Annotated in this window: 16 protein-coding genes and 1 pseudogene; 6 read left to right on the top strand and 11 right to left on the bottom strand. The window is 65.3% G+C overall.

The features are described 5' to 3' along the window. Positions 1-34: 34 nt before the first annotated feature. A complete protein-coding gene (gene acuI, locus ACWPWO_RS13285) occupies positions 35-1021 on the bottom strand; it encodes an acrylyl-CoA reductase (NADPH) (protein WP_454006979.1) in 987 nt (328 codons plus the stop codon). Between the two features lie 344 nt (positions 1022-1365). Here acuI and ACWPWO_RS13280 point away from each other — a divergent pair, with 344 nt between their 5' ends. From ACWPWO_RS13280 to ACWPWO_RS13265, 4 genes are read left to right on the top strand one after another with little or no spacing between them, the layout of a single operon-like run. Next, complete coding sequence (locus tag ACWPWO_RS13280) at positions 1366-2364, top strand: Bug family tripartite tricarboxylate transporter substrate binding protein (RefSeq protein WP_454006978.1); 999 nt, start codon at positions 1366-1368, stop codon at positions 2362-2364. 37 nt (positions 2365-2401) lie between these two features. Continuing rightward, on the top strand, positions 2402-4504 hold the full coding sequence (locus ACWPWO_RS13275; RefSeq protein WP_454007495.1) for an acetate--CoA ligase family protein: 2103 nt from the start codon (positions 2402-2404) through the stop codon (positions 4502-4504). 22 nt (positions 4505-4526) lie between these two features. Continuing rightward, positions 4527-5303, top strand: a complete 777-nt coding sequence (locus tag ACWPWO_RS13270; protein WP_454006977.1) for an enoyl-CoA hydratase/isomerase family protein — start codon at positions 4527-4529, stop codon at positions 5301-5303. 58 nt (positions 5304-5361) lie between these two features. Continuing rightward, positions 5362-5922, top strand: a complete 561-nt coding sequence (locus ACWPWO_RS13265; protein ID WP_454006976.1) for a cysteine dioxygenase — start codon at positions 5362-5364, stop codon at positions 5920-5922. 12 nt (positions 5923-5934) lie between these two features. On the opposite strand, the gene ACWPWO_RS13260 is transcribed toward ACWPWO_RS13265, so the two are convergent. From ACWPWO_RS13260 to ACWPWO_RS13240, 5 genes are all read right to left on the bottom strand, one after another. Continuing rightward, the gene (locus ACWPWO_RS13260; protein ID WP_454006975.1) at positions 5935-6696 is read right to left on the bottom strand and encodes an alpha/beta hydrolase family protein; all 762 of its coding nucleotides are present in this window, start codon (positions 6694-6696) and stop codon (positions 5935-5937) included. Between the two features lie 2 nt (positions 6697-6698). After that, a complete protein-coding gene (locus ACWPWO_RS13255) occupies positions 6699-7811 on the bottom strand; it encodes a DUF3182 family protein (protein WP_454006974.1) in 1113 nt (370 codons plus the stop codon). A gap of 45 nt (positions 7812-7856) precedes the next feature. After that, positions 7857-8651 carry a trehalose-phosphatase gene (gene otsB / locus ACWPWO_RS13250; protein WP_454006973.1) on the bottom strand — a complete coding sequence of 265 codons (795 nt, stop codon included), beginning with the start codon at positions 8649-8651 and terminating at the stop codon, positions 7857-7859. A 1-nt stretch (position 8652) separates the two neighbouring features. Further along, positions 8653-9627: an SDR family oxidoreductase gene (locus ACWPWO_RS13245; protein WP_454006972.1), complete on the bottom strand. Its 975-nt coding sequence runs from the start codon at positions 9625-9627 to the stop codon at positions 8653-8655. Between the two features lie 86 nt (positions 9628-9713). After that, positions 9714-10148 (bottom strand): KGG domain-containing protein, encoded by a 435-nt coding sequence (locus tag ACWPWO_RS13240; RefSeq protein ID WP_454006971.1) that lies wholly within the window; start codon positions 10146-10148, stop codon positions 9714-9716. A 138-nt stretch (positions 10149-10286) separates the two neighbouring features. Here ACWPWO_RS13240 and ACWPWO_RS13235 point away from each other — a divergent pair, with 138 nt between their 5' ends. Beyond that, entirely contained in the window at positions 10287-11315 is a 1029-nt protein-coding gene (locus ACWPWO_RS13235) for a mechanosensitive ion channel family protein (RefSeq protein WP_454006970.1), read from the top strand. On the opposite strand, the gene ACWPWO_RS13230 is transcribed toward ACWPWO_RS13235, so the two are convergent. The 3 genes and pseudogenes from ACWPWO_RS13230 to ACWPWO_RS13220 form a co-directional block, all read right to left on the bottom strand. After that, positions 11293-12690, bottom strand: a complete 1398-nt coding sequence (locus tag ACWPWO_RS13230; protein ID WP_454006969.1) for an alpha,alpha-trehalose-phosphate synthase (UDP-forming) — start codon at positions 12688-12690, stop codon at positions 11293-11295. The genes ACWPWO_RS13235 and ACWPWO_RS13230 overlap by 23 nt on opposite strands. Positions 12691-12753: 63 nt before the next feature. Beyond that, on the bottom strand, positions 12754-13344 hold the full coding sequence (locus ACWPWO_RS13225; RefSeq protein WP_454007494.1) for an RNA polymerase factor sigma-54: 591 nt from the start codon (positions 13342-13344) through the stop codon (positions 12754-12756). 39 nt (positions 13345-13383) lie between these two features. Beyond that, a pseudogene (locus tag ACWPWO_RS13220) lies at positions 13384-14132 on the bottom strand (RNA polymerase factor sigma-54); the annotation flags it as partial. Positions 14133-14388: 256 nt separating this feature from the next. On the opposite strand from ACWPWO_RS13220, the gene ACWPWO_RS13215 reads away from it, so the two are divergent. Next, entirely contained in the window at positions 14389-14928 is a 540-nt protein-coding gene (locus ACWPWO_RS13215; protein ID WP_454006968.1) for a DUF4142 domain-containing protein, read from the top strand. A 27-nt stretch (positions 14929-14955) separates the two neighbouring features. Here ACWPWO_RS13215 and ACWPWO_RS13210 read toward each other — a convergent pair whose 3' ends face one another. After that, a complete protein-coding gene (locus ACWPWO_RS13210; RefSeq protein WP_454006967.1) occupies positions 14956-16062 on the bottom strand; it encodes a sigma-54 interaction domain-containing protein in 1107 nt (368 codons plus the stop codon). A gap of 285 nt (positions 16063-16347) precedes the next feature. Then, positions 16348-16755, bottom strand: a complete 408-nt coding sequence (locus tag ACWPWO_RS13205; RefSeq protein ID WP_454006966.1) for a GFA family protein — start codon at positions 16753-16755, stop codon at positions 16348-16350. Positions 16756-16789: the final 34 nt, after the last annotated feature.

Genomic DNA, 16789 nt, shown 5'->3' with positions numbered 1-16789 from the left:
GGCTCCAGAGCGCTATCGGTGGGTGGGTCTGGCTTCAGGCGTTCACGTCGACCACGATGCGCCCGCGCACCCGGCCTTCCAGCAACTGGCCGGCCTGCTCGATGGCCTGGGCCAGCGGGATGGTGGTCGCGCCAATTCGCGCCAGAGCCTCGCGGGACAGGTGGCGGGCGAGCAGGTCCCAGGCGGCCAGGCGCTCAGGCTTGGGGCAATGCACGCTGTCCACGCCGATCAACTGTACCCCGCGCAGGATGAAGGGCGCGACCGTGGCGGGAAAGTCCATGCCCTGGGCCAGGCCGCAGGCCGCCACGGCGCCCCGATAGCGGGTGCCGGCGCAGACATTGGCCAGGGTGTGGCTGCCCACGCTGTCTATGGCCCCGGCCCAGCGCTCCTTGCCCAGCGGCTTGCCCGGCTCGCTCAGGGTCTGGCGGTCGATGATCTCGCTGGCGCCCAGGGACTTCAGGTAGCCCTCTTCCTGGGGGCGGCCCGTGCTGGCCATGACGGTGTAGCCCAGGGCGTGCAGCAGGGCCACGCTGACGCTGCCCACGCCGCCGGCCGCGCCGGTGACCAGCACCGGCCCCTGGTCGGGCGTCACGCCCTGGCGCTGCAAGGCCCGCACGCACAGCGCGGCGGTGTAGCCCGCCGTGCCTATCATCATGGCGTCGCGGGTGCTGAAGGCCTCGGGCAGGGGGATCAGCCAGTCGCCTTTGACGCGCGCCTGCTGGGCCAGTCCGCCCCAGTGGGTCTCGCCCACGCTCCAGCCGTTCAGGACAACTTTCTGGCCTTCACGGAAATCCGGATGCGTGCTGGCGGTGACGGCGCCGGCGAAGTCGATGCCGGGCACCATGGGGAACTGTCGCACCGCGGGGGACTTGCCGGTCATGGCCAGCCCGTCCTTGAAGTTCAGCGTGGAATAGTCGATGCGCACGCTGACGTCGCCTTCGGGCAGCGCGGATTCGTCCAGGGTTTGCAGACTGGCCTGATAGGCGCCGTCGGGCTTGTCGATCACGATGGCAGAGAACATGGTGAAATTCCTATGATCAGTAAAGGTTGATGTTCTGATATTTGGAACTGCGTTCTTCAATTTGACATGATGCTTGCGTTTTTATTTTATCCAGAAGCCTGGCCCGGTCAAGCGACTTTACATGCGCCCGGCGTGCTGGGGAAATCCCGAGGGCGCTTGATGGTTGACACCTGAAATCAAATTTCCCTATATTTGAACCGTTGTTCCGCGTAGCTTGTGTTTCTGCTGTTTGCCGTACAAGAGCCGTTTCGACGGCATTTTAAATATCAAAAAAAAGAACAGCGTTCCATTAAATGGAACATAAAGGTGGTTCCAAAGTAGCACTCACACAAGGAGGCAGGACCATGGCACGACGTTTTTCAGCTCGTCGGCGCGGTTTGAGCGCGCTGGCGTTCGCGGTACTGGCGGGCATCGGCTCCCTGGCGGGGCAGGCGGCCCTGGCGGCAGACGCTTATCCCAGCCGCGAAATCACGTTCCTCGTTCCCTATCCGCCGGGCGGCAACAGCGACAATCTGGCGCGCCTGTATGCGGACCGCCTGCGGGTGAAGCTGGGCGTGCCCGTCGTGGTCGAGAACCGGCCCGGCGGCACGACCTCGCTGGGCACGGGGCTGGCGGCGCGCGCCAAGCCGGACGGCTATACCTTGCTGCTGGCCACCAGCACGGCGTTCACGGTGCTGCCCTTCCTGCGGGAGGTGCCCTACGATCCGGTCAAGAGCTTCGACTTCGTGGGCAGCCTGGCGGGCTATCTGCCCATCATGACGGTGCGCAAGGACCTGCCCGTCTCTAACCTGAAGGAGTTCGTGGAGCTGGCCCGCAAGGAGCCGGGCACCTTGACGTTCGGGTCGGCCGGCGTGGCCTCGGGCGGACACCTGGCCGGCGAGATCCTGAAGAATTCCGAGAAGCTGGACATGCTGCACGTGCCCTTCAAAGGCTCGGCGGACACCATGACGGCCTTGCTGGGCAATCACATCGATTTCTTCATCGACGGGGTGGGGCTGGAGCTGGTCAAGAGCGGCAAGGCCAAGGCGCTGGTCACCTTTGCCGGCGTGCGCCATCCCGAATTGCCGGACGTGCCCACGCCCAAGGAGGAAGGCTTTGATCTGGCGCTGCCCTTCGAGGGCTTCTGGGGCGTGGCCGCGCCGGCCGGCACCCCGGCGCCGGTGATGGAGAAGCTGGCCAGGGCGACGCAGGAAATCCTGGCCGAACCCCAGACGCAGGAACGCTTCCATCGCATCAGCGTGACCGCCAGCTGGAAGGATGGCGCGGCCTACGAAAAGGACCTGGACAAGAGCCGCGACTATTACCGCGAACTGCTCAAGACCATCAAGATGAGCAGCAACTGAGCGCATTGCGCTCCTCAATCAAGGAGACAGAATCGTGATGGATACCGCCGCTCGCGCCGCCTCGCTGGACAGCCTGCTCAGTCCGGCTTCCATCGCCCTGGTGGGCGCTTCGGAAGATCAGTCCAAGTTCGGGGGCCGGCTGTTGCGCATGCTGCTCAAGCATGGCTACGGCGGAGCCGTGCTGCCCGTCAATCCGGGCCGCGACCGCCTGTTCGGCCTGCCGACCGCGCCTGCGCTGCAAGACCTGGAGCAGGATCCCGATCTGGTCGTCTTCACCGTCGGCGCCGATACGGTCCTGGAGCAGGCCGAGGCGGCTGCACGGCGCGGCGCCCGCGGGCTGCTCGTGATCTCCGCCGGCTTCTCGGATGCGGGCGAGCGCGGCCGGGAGCGGGAGCAGACGCTGCTGCGGATCTGCCGCGACTCGGGCATGCGCCTGATCGGCCCGAACTGCCTGGGCGTGATCAGTCCCAGCCGTCGTCTGGCCTTGTGCTCATCGCCCATCCTGGACAGGGACAGCCTGCCTTCGCGTCCCATCGGCTTCGTCAGCCAGAGCGGCGCCTTGATGACCACGTATTTCGATCGGGCCTGGGCCATGGGAGGCGGTTTCACGCATGGCTTTTCCGTGGGCAACCAGGCTGATCTGGAGCTGTGCGACTTCGTCAATTTCCTGATCGAGGATCCGCAGACGAAGGTGATCTGCACGTATATAGAGGGCGTCAAGGATGCGCAGGCGCTGCGGCGCACGGCGCGCCGGGCCCAGGAGGCGGGCAAGCCCTGGCTGGCAGTCAAGGCCGGGCGCTCCAGCGCCGGCAAGGCCGCAGCCTTTTCCCACACCGCCAGCGTGGCCGGCGACCATGATGTATTCGCCAGCGTCTGCCGCGACGAGGGCATCACCTTGATGAACGACATGGGCGCGATGCTGTTGCTGGCCAATGCCATGGTGCCGCATTCCGGTCATGCCGTGCGCAAGGTTGCCATCGTCACGCCCTCGGGCGGAGGCGGGGCGCTGGCGGCGGATGCCTTGGCCGACCATGGCGTCGGCCTGGCCGATTTTTCAGAATCCACCCGGGACGCATTGGCGCGTCACTACCCCGGCGGCGAGGCGGACAATCCGGTCGACCTGGGGGCGCGCCTGACCAACGATCCGGCCGAGGTCGCCCAGGCGACGCTGCAGGCCCTGGCGCAGGACGAGCAGACGGACGCCATCCTGGTGGCGGCTTCCATGTGCCCGCAGGAATGGATCGGGGCCCTGATCGACGTGTGCACGGCGCCGGACCAGGCGTTGGGCAAACCCGTGATGGTGGCCTTCGACGCCGGCGCGACCTCGCAGCCGTTGCGCCAGCGGCTGGCTGCGCATGGCCAGGCCTATGCCGGTTCCAGCCAGGAGGCCGCGCTGGCGCTGTCGGCCTGGAAGCGGAGCAGCGAGTTTCGCCCGCGCCAGCCCGCGCAGCGGCCCGGCGGCTGCCAGGCGCCCGCGATCATGCCGCGCGGAGTGCTCAACGAAGATCAGTCCAAGCGCCTGCTGGCGCACTACGGCCTGCCGGTCAACCTGGGACGGGTGTGCGCGGATGTGGAACAGGCGGTCGCCCAGGCGGCGGCCATGGGCTATCCCGTGGTCATGAAGATCGTATCCGCGGACATCGTGCACAAGACCGAGGCGGGCGGCGTGGCCCTGGGCATCGCGGACGAGGCGGCCTTGCGTCGGGCCTATGAGCGCCTGCTGGCCAACGCCAGGGCCTACAAAGCGCAGGCGCGCATCGACGGCGTGCTGGTGCAGGCCATGGCGCAGGGCGAACTGGAATTGCTGATCGGCGCCCGCCAGGACCCGCAGTTCGGGCCGGTGGTCGTGTTCGGGGCCGGCGGCATCCTGGTCGAGCTGCTGGCCGACCGGGTGATCGCGGCCGCGCCGCTGTCCCTGGATGATGCGGACCGTCTGCTGGCCGGCCTGGCGGTGGACCGCCTGCTGCAGGGCTATCGAGGCCGGACGCTGGATCGGGCCGGCGTGCTGGAGGCCATCGTGCGCGTCAGCTGGCTGGCGCACGACCTGCGCGAGGCGCCGTTCGAGCTGGACATCAATCCCCTGATCGTGGCCGCCACGCGCTGCCATGCGGTCGACGCCCGCCTGTCCATCGGGCCGTGAGCGGTCCGGGAACCGGATTTCATTGATCACCAAGAAGGAGCAGACCATGTCGGACTATCAGTGCATCACCGTGGACAATCAGGAAGACGGCATATCCGTCATCACCATCAACCGGCCCGAGCGCCGCAACGCGCTCAGCGCCACGGTCGTGCGCGAGCTGCAGCAAGCCTTCGTGGCCTTCGATCAGGACCCGACGCGCCGCGTCGCGGTATTGACGGGCGCGGGCAACGATGCGTTCTCGGCCGGAGCCGACATCAATGAATGGCCCGAGCTGTGGCGCGCGATCCCCACGGTGGGTTTCGAGACGGACAAGCCCATCATTGGCGCGGTCAGCGGCTGGTGCGTGGGCGGCGCGCTGGTCATGGCCATGATGACGGACCTGCTGGTGGCTTCCGAGAGCGCCAAGTTCTCGTATCCCGAAGCCAAGCTCGGCTTTACCGGCGGGATCATCTCGGGGCTGGCTTCACGCATTCCCCATCACGCGGCGATGGAGATCATCCTGCTGTGCCGCACCCTGGAGGCGCGCCGCGCCTACGATCTGGGCTTCGTCAACGAGGTGGTTCCGGTGGGCGAGCAAGTGCCGGCGGCGCTGCGCATGGCGCAGGACCTGGCCAGGATGTCGCCCATGGTGCTGCACACTCTCAAGCGTTTCATCAATAATGAGGTCCTGACGCGCGGTCCGTCCGAGCAGATGGCGCGCACGATGCGCCACCTGAAGGCCATCGAGGACAGCCACGATTCCAAGGAGGGCATGGCCGCTTTCAAGGAAAAACGCGCTCCCGTCTATCTGAACAAGTAAGCCCCATGCGGCGGCCGGGCGCAGAGGCGGCCCGGCCTTTTCATTGGAGACCGATACCATGCATCCTCGTTTCGAGCGCTTCATCCAGGGCATGAGCGAGTTGACGGCGCGCGCCGGCGTGACCGAGCCGGACATTCTGCGCGACGGCGGCGAGCTGCTGCGTGAGCTGGTGGCCCAGGACGACTGGCTGGCCCGCGAATACGCCCAGGCGCACCCCCAGTACTACCAGCAGTATCTGCTGTACTGCTGTCCCGAGCAGCGATTTTCCGTCGTCAGCTTCGTCTGGGGGCCGGGACAGAAGACCCCCATCCACGATCATACCGTCTGGGGCCTGATCGGCATGCTGCGCGGGGGCGAGCAGTCGCGCCCGTTCACGCGCGACGCCGCCAGCGGACGGCTGACGGAAGGGGCGACCCAGGTCCTGCAGCCGGGCGTGGTGGAGGCGGTCTCGCCCGCGGTGGGCGACATCCATGAGGTCTCCAACATCTACCAGGATCGCGTGTCCATCAGCATCCACGTCTATGGGGCGGACATCGGCCAGGTGCGCCGCCACGTCTACGATCCGCAGACCGGGGCGGCCAAGGAATTCGTATCAGGCTATGCCCTGCCTGCGGTCTGAGTTCCTGACGGTTCAATTGGCGTCCAGGGGCAGGTGTCCGATACGGGCGCCGATGATCATCTCCTGGATCCAGCGGTAGAGCAGCACCGAGTAATTGCGCTGCGCAGTCTTCTCGCTCAGGGCGTGATCGCAGTCCACCAGCACGCGATGGGTGACTGAATGAGCGATCGCGAAGGCCTGCCGGTAGCTCAGTATGGTCTGGCGCGGGATCAGTTCGTCGTTCTCGGCCTCGAACAGCATGACGTCGCCCTTGAATTTCGAGCAGGCCTGGAGCACGCGGTTTTCCTTGGGCGTATGGGTGTACAGGCGATAGTCCTGCAGCAGGCTGCGGTTGAGCTGGTCCTTGGGCGCGAGCCAGTCCTCGTCGGGATACAGGGCCGGGGTCAGCAGGCTGAGCCAGCGCACCGGGCGGAATTCGCTCAGCAGGCAGGCCAGGTAGGCGCCGTAGCTGTGGCCCACGATGGCGATGGACTCCGGATCCACCATGGGGTGGCTGCACAGCGTGTCGAAGGCGGCGCAGATGTCCTGGAAGTTCTGTTCGCGGGTGACGCTTTCCCGATCATAGGGCGAGGCGGTGTGGCCGGCCAGATCGAAAGTCAGACAGATACAGCCCATGCCGGCGATGGTATGGGCGCGTTTCAGGTCGAATTTCTGGTTTCCCCCCCAGCCGTGCACGAACAGGATTCCGGGTATGGGAGATTTGGGAACCAGTATTCGCGCATCGAGCTGCTGGTGGGGAACCTTGATCTTCGTGTTGAAGATTTCCGTGGTCATGGCTACAGGGGGCCTCCAAATCGCGCCAGGTAGCCGCCGTCTTCCATACTCAGGCTGTACAGGTTGGGCGAGTCCTGGACCGACGCCGCGTCGGTGACATACCGTTCGCGCGTCCATGCATGGGTGTGGGTTCGTTCGGGATGGCGTTGCAGGGTGCGCAGCGCCAGGATCTCGGCGACGGAAGCGCCGCCGCAACGCCAGGAGTGCTCGAGCACGCCGGCCTTGTATTCGCCCCGGGCGTTCCTGCCCAGGATGACGTCGTAGTTGCGCCGCGAGGCGTAAAACTGCGGATAGGCGGCGCTGATGCGTTTCTCGTAGTCCAGCGCCACATCGATCAGGTAATGCGCGCGTTCCACGGCCTTCAGCTGGAACAGCTGGTCAAAGCCGCCGCGCGCCGCCAGCAGAGTCGTGCCGCCGTAGACGGACTCGCCCGCATGATTGAGGGTCTGGTGCTGCTGGCCGATGTAGGAGAGCAGCAGATCCCCGATCTGTGTCTGGCCGACGCTGAAGGTGTGGCTCTGGGGCAGGTTCTCCTCCAGCACCAGGCCGTGCGCGAGCTGGTCCTTCCAGGCAGGCAGCGCAAGCAGCTCCTCCAGTTCGTGCCGGCTGTAGACCACGCTCTGGCCCTTGCCGGCATTGGCGACGGCCAGCTTCACCCGTATGCCCGCCTGGCCCGCCTGGTCCAGCAGGCTCATGGTGCGCAGGGCGTCCTCCGCCGAGAAGACGCTGAAGCCGGGCAGCACGTCATGGCGCAGGGACAGGGAGAGCTCATCGTTCCAGCCTTGAGGACGGACCATGTCGGCCTGCGGGAGCGGGTGCGTCACGCATTTGTAGGCCAGGAATTCGTAGGGCACGACCCCGCCGTACAGATCGGCGGGGCCTTCGATGCCCAGGCTGCGAGCCTGCTCCAGGGTCAAGGTCCTGACGGGCAGGTAGTAGGATTGGCCGTGCGCATCCTCCAGCTGGTCCTCATAGGCAATGTAGACGCGGGAGAGCTCCAGCAACTGGGCCAGTTCCTTTGCCATGAATTCCAGTCCCTGCACGGTGCCGTTGTCGCACCCGTTCAAGGGCAGGCTGATTTGCAGAGATGCTTCAGGTGGGAGAGCGAAGATCATGTTCATCAGTCCGTCCTATGCTAGATAGAGGGCAGGCCAAGAGGCTCAGGGCGCCGCGACGCGCGCGGCGGGGCAGTGATGCGAAACGGGGCGGGAAGGAGGGGACTCGGCGGCCAGCCATAGCCGCAGCAGGGCCAGCAGGGCGGCCGGATCGCGCAGAAAGAATTGCGCGGCGCTGGCGGGTTCGTGCGGGCCGACGCGGATGCTGACACCCTCCTGCTCGTTGACGAGCCGGAAGGCGGCCTCGTCGGTCAGGTCGTCGCCTATCATCACCGGCCTGCGGCCGGCGTAGGGCGCGTGCTGCTGCGCGCGCGCGACGGCCTGGCCTTTGTCGAAGCCGGACAGCCGCAGCTCGATCACGCCGTGGCCGCGTGTCAGGCTGAAGCCGGGGTGTTCAGAGCACAAGGTCGTGAGGCTCGCATGCAGTTCATCGCCCAGTTCGGGGCGCTGGCGAAAGTGCACGGCCACGCCGTGGGCCTTGCGTTCCATCCACACCCGGCTGTAGGGGCGGATCAGGTCGGCCACGGCCAGTTCCAGGCGGCGATGCCCGACCGGATCCATTGCGGCTTGCCAGTGCGGCTCGCCATGCGGGCCGTGCATGGCCGCGCCGTGGCTGCTGATCATGGCCAGCGGCAGATCATCGCAAACCTGGCGCAGGCTGGCGCGGTCCCTGCCGGAAATCAAGGCTACCGCTCCGTGGCAGGCCTGGTGCAGGTTCAGGAGCAGGCGAGCCGTGGCTGCGGGCAGGCGGACCATCTCGGGTCGGGCTGCCAGAGGGACCAGCGTGCCGTCCAGGTCCAGGTACAGGGCCGCTTCGTCCAGGGCTGGAAGCATGTCCATGTCAGCTCCCGGGCGTGCCTGTGATGGGCAGCACGGCGCCGGTGATGTAGCTGGCTGTGACCGGGCTGGCCAGATAGACGTAGGCCGGGGAGAGTTCCTCGGGCTGGGCGGGGCGACCGAACACGGTCTGCTTGCCGAACTCGGAAATTTCCTCGGGCGGCGAGTCGGCCGGATTGAGCGGCGTCCAGACCGGACCGGGGGCGACGGCGTTCACGCGTATGCCCTTGGATGCCAGATTGGCCGCCAATGAATAGGTAAAGGCGATGATGGCGCCTTTGGTGCTGGAGTAGTCCAGCAGGTGGGCCGAGCCGCGCAGGGCCGTCACGGAACTGGTATTGATGATGGCGTCGCCGGCTTGCAGATGAGGCAGGCAGGCCTGGGCCATGTAGATGTAGCCGTAGATGTTCGTGCGAAAGGTTTCGTCCAGGCGCTCGGGCGTCAGGTCCAGCAGGGACTGGGCATGTTCCTGGAATGCGGCGTTGTTGACCAGGATGTTCAGGTGGCCGAAGCGGTCCAGCACGCGCTCGACGGCTTGCCGGCAGAATTCGGGGTCCTTGACGTCGCCGCGCAGGCACAGGCATTCACGGCCTTCCTCGTGGACGGCCTGCCGGGTCTGCTCGGCATCCACATCTTCGTCCAGGTACACGATGGCCACGTCCGCGCCTTCGCGCGCATACAGCACGGCCACGGCCCGGCCTATGCCCGAGTCGCCGCCGGTGATCAGTGCGACTTTCCCTTCCAGCTTGCCGCTGCCCAGGTAGCTGGACGCTTCGTAGTGCGGGGCCTGCTCCATCTCGCTTTCGCTGCCCGGCTTTTCCAGATGCTGCTGGGGCAGGGGCGGCGTGGGATAGTCGCTGCCGGGCTGGCTGCTGTCGTGGGTGACCGGCTCGGTCTGCCCGCTGCCGTGCTTGTCCTTCTGGTCCTGTTGCTCCTGGATGTGGCGCTGCTGCTCCACGGTCTGGCGGGTTTGCGTCATACGGACTCCTGTTCAGCACAGTGGGAAAAAGGGGGACGCAGCGGCCCTGTGTGTCGCCGCCGCGTCCGCGTGGGGGGCAGGATCGGTCAGCGGCGCTGACCCTGGGTGGCCTGGCCTCCCTTGGAGCCGGCCTTGCGGGCTTCCTCCGAATCGAACTCATGGGCCGTGCCCTTTTCGTGGGCCGCCTTGCCGCCCTTGGAGCCGGCCTCGCGGGCTTCTTCAGAGGTGAACTCGTGCGCCGTGCCCTTTTCGTGAGCTGCCTTGCCGCCCTTGGAGCCGGCCTCGCGGGCTTCTTCAGAGGTGAACTCGTGCGCCGTGCCGCGTTCGTGGGCTATCTTGCCGCCCTTGGAGCCGGCTTCACGGGCTTCTTCGGAAGTGAACTCGTGGGCCGTGCCTTTTTCGTGAGCGGCGCGGCCGCCTTCGGCTGCGATCTCACGTTGCTTCTTTTCATCCATGGAGGCGAAACCACGCTGGTCCTTGTGATCCTGATTGCGGTCATGGGCTTCAGTGTGCTTGGTCATGTGACTCTCCTTTAGAAAGAATGCCAACCTCGTGATTGGCGTTTTTCCTCCAGCAGAAAGTGTGCCCAAGGCCTGCGGCCGGGGCCGCGGAACGCTATTTGCTATAGATGAGCATCGGCTTTTTTCTGGAGACGAGTCATGTCGGCAATGTCGTGGTGGATGTGGTTGCTGGTTCTGCTTCTGGGATGGGCCGTGCTGCTGCTGGTCCATTACCTGGGCGGGGAGCTGATCAAGCGCGTCGTGCCGCAGGGACATTTCCTGCGCTTCTTCACCCAGCGGATCCGGGTGCCGTCCAGGGTGTTCTTCCTGGCCTTCTTTCTGCGCTTCTGCATACCCCTGGCCCCCCTGGCCGGCCCGTGGCAGAGCTACCTGGCCATGGGAGACATGATGGTGCTGATCATCTGCACGATCTGGATGCTGATGGCCGCGGTCGAGGCCCTGTTCCAGGTGGTGGTGGCGCGCTATCCCCTGAATATTGCTGACAACCTGCGCTCGCGGCGCATCCACACCCAGGCGCGGGTGCTCGCGCGCAGCGCGCATTTCCTGCTTCTGCTGCTGGGCCTGGGTTTCGTGCTGATGATTCTGCCGGGCGCGCGCCAGCTCGGTACCAGCCTGCTGGCCTCGGCCGGGGTGGCGGGGCTGGTGGCCGGTCTTGCGGCCAAGCCGGTGCTTGGCAACCTCATCGCCGGCCTGCAGATCGCCTTCACCCAGCCCATTCGCATCGACGACGTGGTGATCGTGGAGGGCGAGTTGGGCCGTGTCGAAGCGATCACCGGGACGTACGTGGTAGTGCGTGTCTGGGACGAGCGCCGCCTGATCGTGCCCTTGCAGTGGTTCGTGGAGAATGTGTTTCAGAACTGGACCTATCAAAGCGCGTCCTTGCTGGGCACGGTGTTTCTGTGGGTCGATTACCGCGTGGACCTCAAGGGGCTGAACGAGGAGTTCAAGGCCGTATGCGAATCGACTGAGCTGTGGGACAGGCGGTTCCAGGTGCTGCAGGTGACCGACACCAATGAATGGGGCATGCAGTTGCGCTTTCTGGTCAGCTCCACCGACTCGGGCCGCCTGTTCGACCTGCGCTGCCTGCTGCGCGAGCGGCTGGTGGCCTATCTGGGGCAGCACCAGCCCGATGCGTTCGTGCGGGTCAGGATACTGGAAGCGCAGTAAGGTCCTGGGGCTTTTCGAGGACCTGGGGCTCAGGCCTCAGATCCTCCAGGAAGTGCGCGCACCACTGAGCCAGGCTCTGGCCGCGCAGCTGGGCCATCAAGGTCTGGTGCCGGCTGCGGCGCTCGGCCAGGGGCATGTTCAAAGCCTGGTACAGCGCGCGGGCGGTGCCGTCCATGTCATAGGGGTTGACCGCCAGGTAGCCGCCTTCCAGGGATTGGGCCGCGCCAGTGAACGTGGACAGCACCAGCACCCCGGGGTTGTCGGGATCCTGCGCGGCCACATATTCCTTGGCCACCAGGTTCATGCCGTCGCGCAAGGGGGCAATGTAGCCGACCCTGGCCTGGCGCAGCATGCGCATCAGTTGCGGCGCCGGAAAGGCGCGATTCATGTAGACGATGGGCGTCCAGTCCAGCGTGGCGTACTGGCCGTTGATCTGGCCGGCCAGGCTTTCGAGCTCTTCGCGCATCAACTGATAGTCCTGGATGTCGCTGCGGGTGGAGGGGGCGATCTGCACATAGGTGGCCCGGCCCCGCAGGGTGGGATAGCAGCGCAGCAGGGTGTCGAAGGTGCGGAAGCGATGCGTCAGGCCCTTGGTGTAGTCCAGCCTGTCCACGCTGATGACGGTGGCGGCGCCCTGCTGGGGCTCGGCCGGCTGGCCGGTCTCCATCCAGGAAGGGGCGCCCGCCATGGACTGGATCAGGTCCACGTCGACCCCGATCGGATAAACGCCGCTGCGCGTGGCCCGGGCGTGCTGCGGACTCGGTCGGGCCGGCAGGGTCTGCAGCGCGGCCTGCAGGGCGACATGGTCGTCGTGGCTCTGGACGCCGATCAGGTCGTAGTCCTGCAGCATGGGCAGCCAGTGGTCGTGGCGGGGGATGGCGCGCAGGATCTCGGGGCAGGGGAAGGGCGTGTGCAGGAACAGGCCGATGGCCTGCTCCATGCCTTGCGCGCGGCAGAAATGCGCCAGGGGGATCAGGTGGTAGTCCTGGATCCAGATCAGGTCGTCCTCCTGGGCGATCTGCTTGAGGTAGGCCGCGATCTGGCGATTGACTTCCAGGTACTGCTGGTAATGGCGGGCCTGGAAGTCCATCAGGTCCAGCCGGTAGTGGAATGCCGGCCACAGGCAGGTATTGGCATAGCCGCAGTAGAACTGCTCATATTGCTCCTGGGTAAAGGAGAAGGTGACGGCCTGGTAGGTGCCCCGGTCTTCGGTCTGGAGCTCGCCGGCCTTTTCCTCGCACTGGCCGTTCCACCCCAGCCAGATCCCATTGATGTCCTGCTGCTTGAGCAGCAGGGCCACCGCAACCGCCAGCCCGCCGGTGGAAGGCTTGTTCGAGCTGGCTACGCGTACCGATACCATGATGATCTTGCCCATGCTGATCCTCGCTTAAGTGATTGGAAAAGACACACTGGCTGTATCAGCAAATTGCGTACCCGCTCAGTTGGGCCGGCTGCCGCGATCCTGTCCCGACAGGGCTCGCAGGCGTGCGCGCTGCAGGCGTTCGCGCGCGTTGGGAATGCCTAGCTGCAGGCGGTACTTGGTGACGGTGCGCTTGGACAGCTCCACGCTCTCATCGCGCAGCGCCTGGTGCAGCTCCACGTCCGACAGCGGCTTGTGCCGGCATTCCTGGGCCACCAGCCGGCGTATCTGCTCCTTGACCAGCGCCGTCGAGCAACTGCCGCCAAAGCCGGTTTCCAGCTCGCCTGAAAAGAAGTGACGGAAGCTCAGCGTGCCGAAGGGCGTGCTCATGTATTTGTTCATGGTGGCCCGCGAGATGGTGGACTCATGCAGTTCCAGCTCCTTGGCCAGGTCGCAGATGCGCAGCGGCTGCAGGGCCTGCTGGCCCAGTTCGAAGAAAAGGGCCTGCCGCTGGACGATGAGCCGGGCGACGCGGCACACGGTGGCCCGGCGCATGGACAGGCTGTCGGACAGCCAGCGCGCCTGCGTCAGCGTATCGTGCAGCGCGCGGTCTTTTGTGCTGCGGGCCTGGGCTTCCAGCAGATCGGCGTATTCATGGTGGATGCGCACGCGCGGCAGGCTGCGCGGGTCCGGGGCCACTTTCCATTGGCTGCCGTCGCGGTAGACGTAAACGTCGGGCACGATGGCCTGGCGCGCCGGCTGGAGGTAGGCCAGGCCGGGGTTGGGGTCCAGTTGCTGCAGTTCGCGCAGGGCTTGCGCGAACAGGGGGAGGGCAGGGACAGGCGCGTCTGCACGCCTGTCCAGTCGCCCTGGGCCAGGGCCGGCAGCTCGGTGGCGATCAGGTCCAGCAAGGCTTGGCGCACGGGTCCCGAAAGGCGGCTGCGCGCCTGCACCTGCAGGCGCAGCGCTTCCTGCAGATTGCGCGCTCCGGTGCCCGGTATGGACAGGGACTGGACCAGCGCCAGCGCGGATTCCCATTCGGCCAGCGGCACTTTTTCGTAGTCGGGCGGCAGCAGGTCGGCAAAGTCCTCGCGCAGGTAGCCATTGTCGTCCAGCGCATTGACGATCAGTGCGCACAAGGCCCGGCAGCGTTCGTCCGCGCGGCTCAGGCGCACATTTTCCAGGATCAGTTCGTCCCGGCTGCGCGGCGCGCTGCCCAGGTAATCCTGCGAGGGCAGCCCGCCGTCGTCATGATGGGTCGAGCGCGTAAGGCCTTCGCGCACGGGCGGCGCAGGGTCGGGCTCGGGTTCAGGCTCCAGCAGGGGATTGTTCTGCAGGCTGTCCTGCAGCAGGGTCTGCAGTTCCTGGACGGACAACTGCAGAATGTGCGCGGACTGCTGCAGGCGCAAGGAAAGATTCTGTTGAATCTGCAACTGTGGAACCAGCTCAAGCTTCATGTTCTAGTCTCCTCTTTCAAAGGGCGGCATGCTGACTTTCTGTCCGGGCGGCGCGACGGAAAGATGGACCCGTCCGCGTCCGGCGCTGCTGTACCGGCAGTTACTAGCTAGCAGCAAATTCCGTGCCCGGGCGCGATGTGTCGCTGCAGGAACGGTGTTTGCTGACGAGGGCTCAAGGTTTCCGCCGGATCGGCCGGCGGGCCCCAGTCCCTGTCGGGACGCCAATCATGGGTATTTCTATCCAAGGAGGCGATTCATGCGTTTACGAAATATGTTGTGTTTGGCGGCGGCCGCCACGGCGGTGGTGGGCTTCGGGCTGCGCAGCAGCCATGCGGCCGAACTGTTCTCTCCTGATGTAAGCTTCATGAAAGATGCCGCGCAAGCGGGGCATTACGAGATCCAGGCCGCAAAGATCGCACTGGCGCGCAGCTCCAATCCCCGCATCGCCGACTTTGCGCGCATGATGATCACCGACCACGAGCAACTGTCCCAGGAACTGAGTGCGCTGGCTCGCGCCCGTGACGTGGAGCTGCCTGCCGACCCCAGCCTGATGCAGCGCGGCAAGCTGACCTTGCTCAAGGGCAAGGAAGGCGAGGCCTTTGACGCGGACTATGCCGAGCAGGCGGCGGTGAAAGCCCATGAAGACACCATCAAGCTGTTCGAGGACTACCTGAAGAAGGGCAAGGACAAGGAAGTGATGGGTTTCGCCCAGGACGCCTTGCCCCTGTTGCGCAAGCACCTGCAGCATGCCCATACCCTGGCCGATTCGATGAAGTCAGCCATGGCGGCGGCATAGCCGGGCCCGGCGAGCGTCGGGCCTTCGTCAATCGATGCTCCCGGGCTCCAGGTTGATGTCGATCTGGTCCGTATTGCTCATGATGTAGCTGCGCAGCACCGCATTGCGCAGCTCGCGGATGTTGCCCGGCCAGCGGTAATGGGCGATTTTCTCCAGGCTGGCCACGCTCAGTTCCCTGTGGTGTCCGTGCTCCTTGTTCAGCTCGTCCACCAGGTGGCGGGCGATGAGGATGGCGTCCTCGCCCCGATCGCGTAGCGGCGGGATCTTGATGGGGAATACGCCCAGGCGGTAATAGAGGTCCTCACGCAGCTTGTTGTCCTTGATGGCGCGCGAGGGCGAGCGGTTGGTGGCGGCGATGATGCGCGTATTGCATTTGTGCAGCTCGCTGCCGCCCACCTTCATGTATTCGCCGTTCTCCAGCGCGCGCAGCAGCTTGGTCTGCGCTTCCACGGGCATTTCGGTGACTTCGTCCAGAAAGAGCGTGCCATTGTTGGCTTGTTCGAAGTAGCCCTGGCGCTGGCGGTCCGCTCCGGTGAAACTACCCTTTTCGTGGCCGAACAGCTCGCTTTCGATCAGTTGGCCCGAGATGGCCGAGCAGTTGATGGGCACATAGGCGTGTTCGCTGCGCGTGCTGCAGCGGTGGATGGCGCGGGCGGCCAGCTCCTTGCCGGTGCCGCTCTCGCCGATGAGCAGCACGGGCAGATCGGTGCGAGCCACTTTGCGGATTTCGTTGTAGAGCTTCTGCATGGCAGGCGAGCGACCAATGAATTCGGCAAAATCGCACGCCGCGTTGGGCGAGCAGTCGGAAGAGCAGGGGTGGCCGACGCGATGCTGGGCGCGCAGCCGCTCGAGCAGTTCGCGCAGTTGCGTCTGTGCCTGTGCGGCCGACTCGCCGGGAGGGGCCACGGTGTAGATGGCCGGCGCCGCATCGCCTATCTTTTCCTTCAGTTCACGTTCTTCCAGCGGACCCGCGCCCGGGCCCAGCACGATGGCGTCGGGCACCTTCTGGTGGTAGCGGATCAGGGCGTCCTGCATGCTTTTGGCCGTAATGGCGGAGAAGCCCAGTTGCCGCGCCAGAGCAAGAAATGCGGTGATGAACTCCAGGTCCGTCTCCAGCAATAATAGATGGGGCATTCTATTTCCTCTGTTTATGGGTGGATGGGGATTTGAGCTCTATGTCTTATCCTAGCCACGAATGCACAGAGTCTTGTTACCAGATATGGCAACGATGAGTTGGTGTTATTCCCCTGGCGGACCTGCTGGGCGAAAGCCTGGCCTCGCGCTCCTATGGCAGCTTTTGTCGAGCTGTAAAGTCCGCATTCAAACTACAAGTTTGCTTACTTGGCAGACGGCGCCCGCCTGTGAGAAAGCGCCCGCGGCACGCCCGGCACGACCGGGCGATGCCGCCGGCGGCCGGGTTCAGGACGCGTCCCAGTTCTTGAACATCTCCATGACCTGGGCCTCGGTCATGGTGGGAGTTTGGTTGGCCAGGGCGTAATAGTCGGGTTTCTTGTCGATGAAGATCTGGCTGTGCAGGCGCAGGTTCGCGGCATCCTGGAACAGTCCGGCGGACACGGCGTAGAAGCCGCCGGTCTGCAGGCGGTAGTACAGGTGCGTGCCGCAATGCTGGCAGAAGCCGCGCTCGGCCCATTGCGAAGATCGGTAGTGGGCGATGTCTTTTTCGCCCTCGACCTCGATGGCCTTGCTTTCAATGGAAAAAAACGGCCCTCCGCCCCAGCGCCGGCACATGCTGCAATGGCAGACGCTCACATCGGTGTGATCAATGCAGCTGATGGCAATGCGGCCGCACAGACAGTGTCCTTTCATGGCTGTTCTCCGAAATGGTTTCCAGCCTTATGGT

Source organism: Alcaligenes sp. Marseille-Q7550 (genome assembly GCF_965112015.1).
The sequence above is the reverse complement of the archived record's forward strand: the minus strand, read 5'-3'. Positions and strand labels throughout refer to the sequence as shown.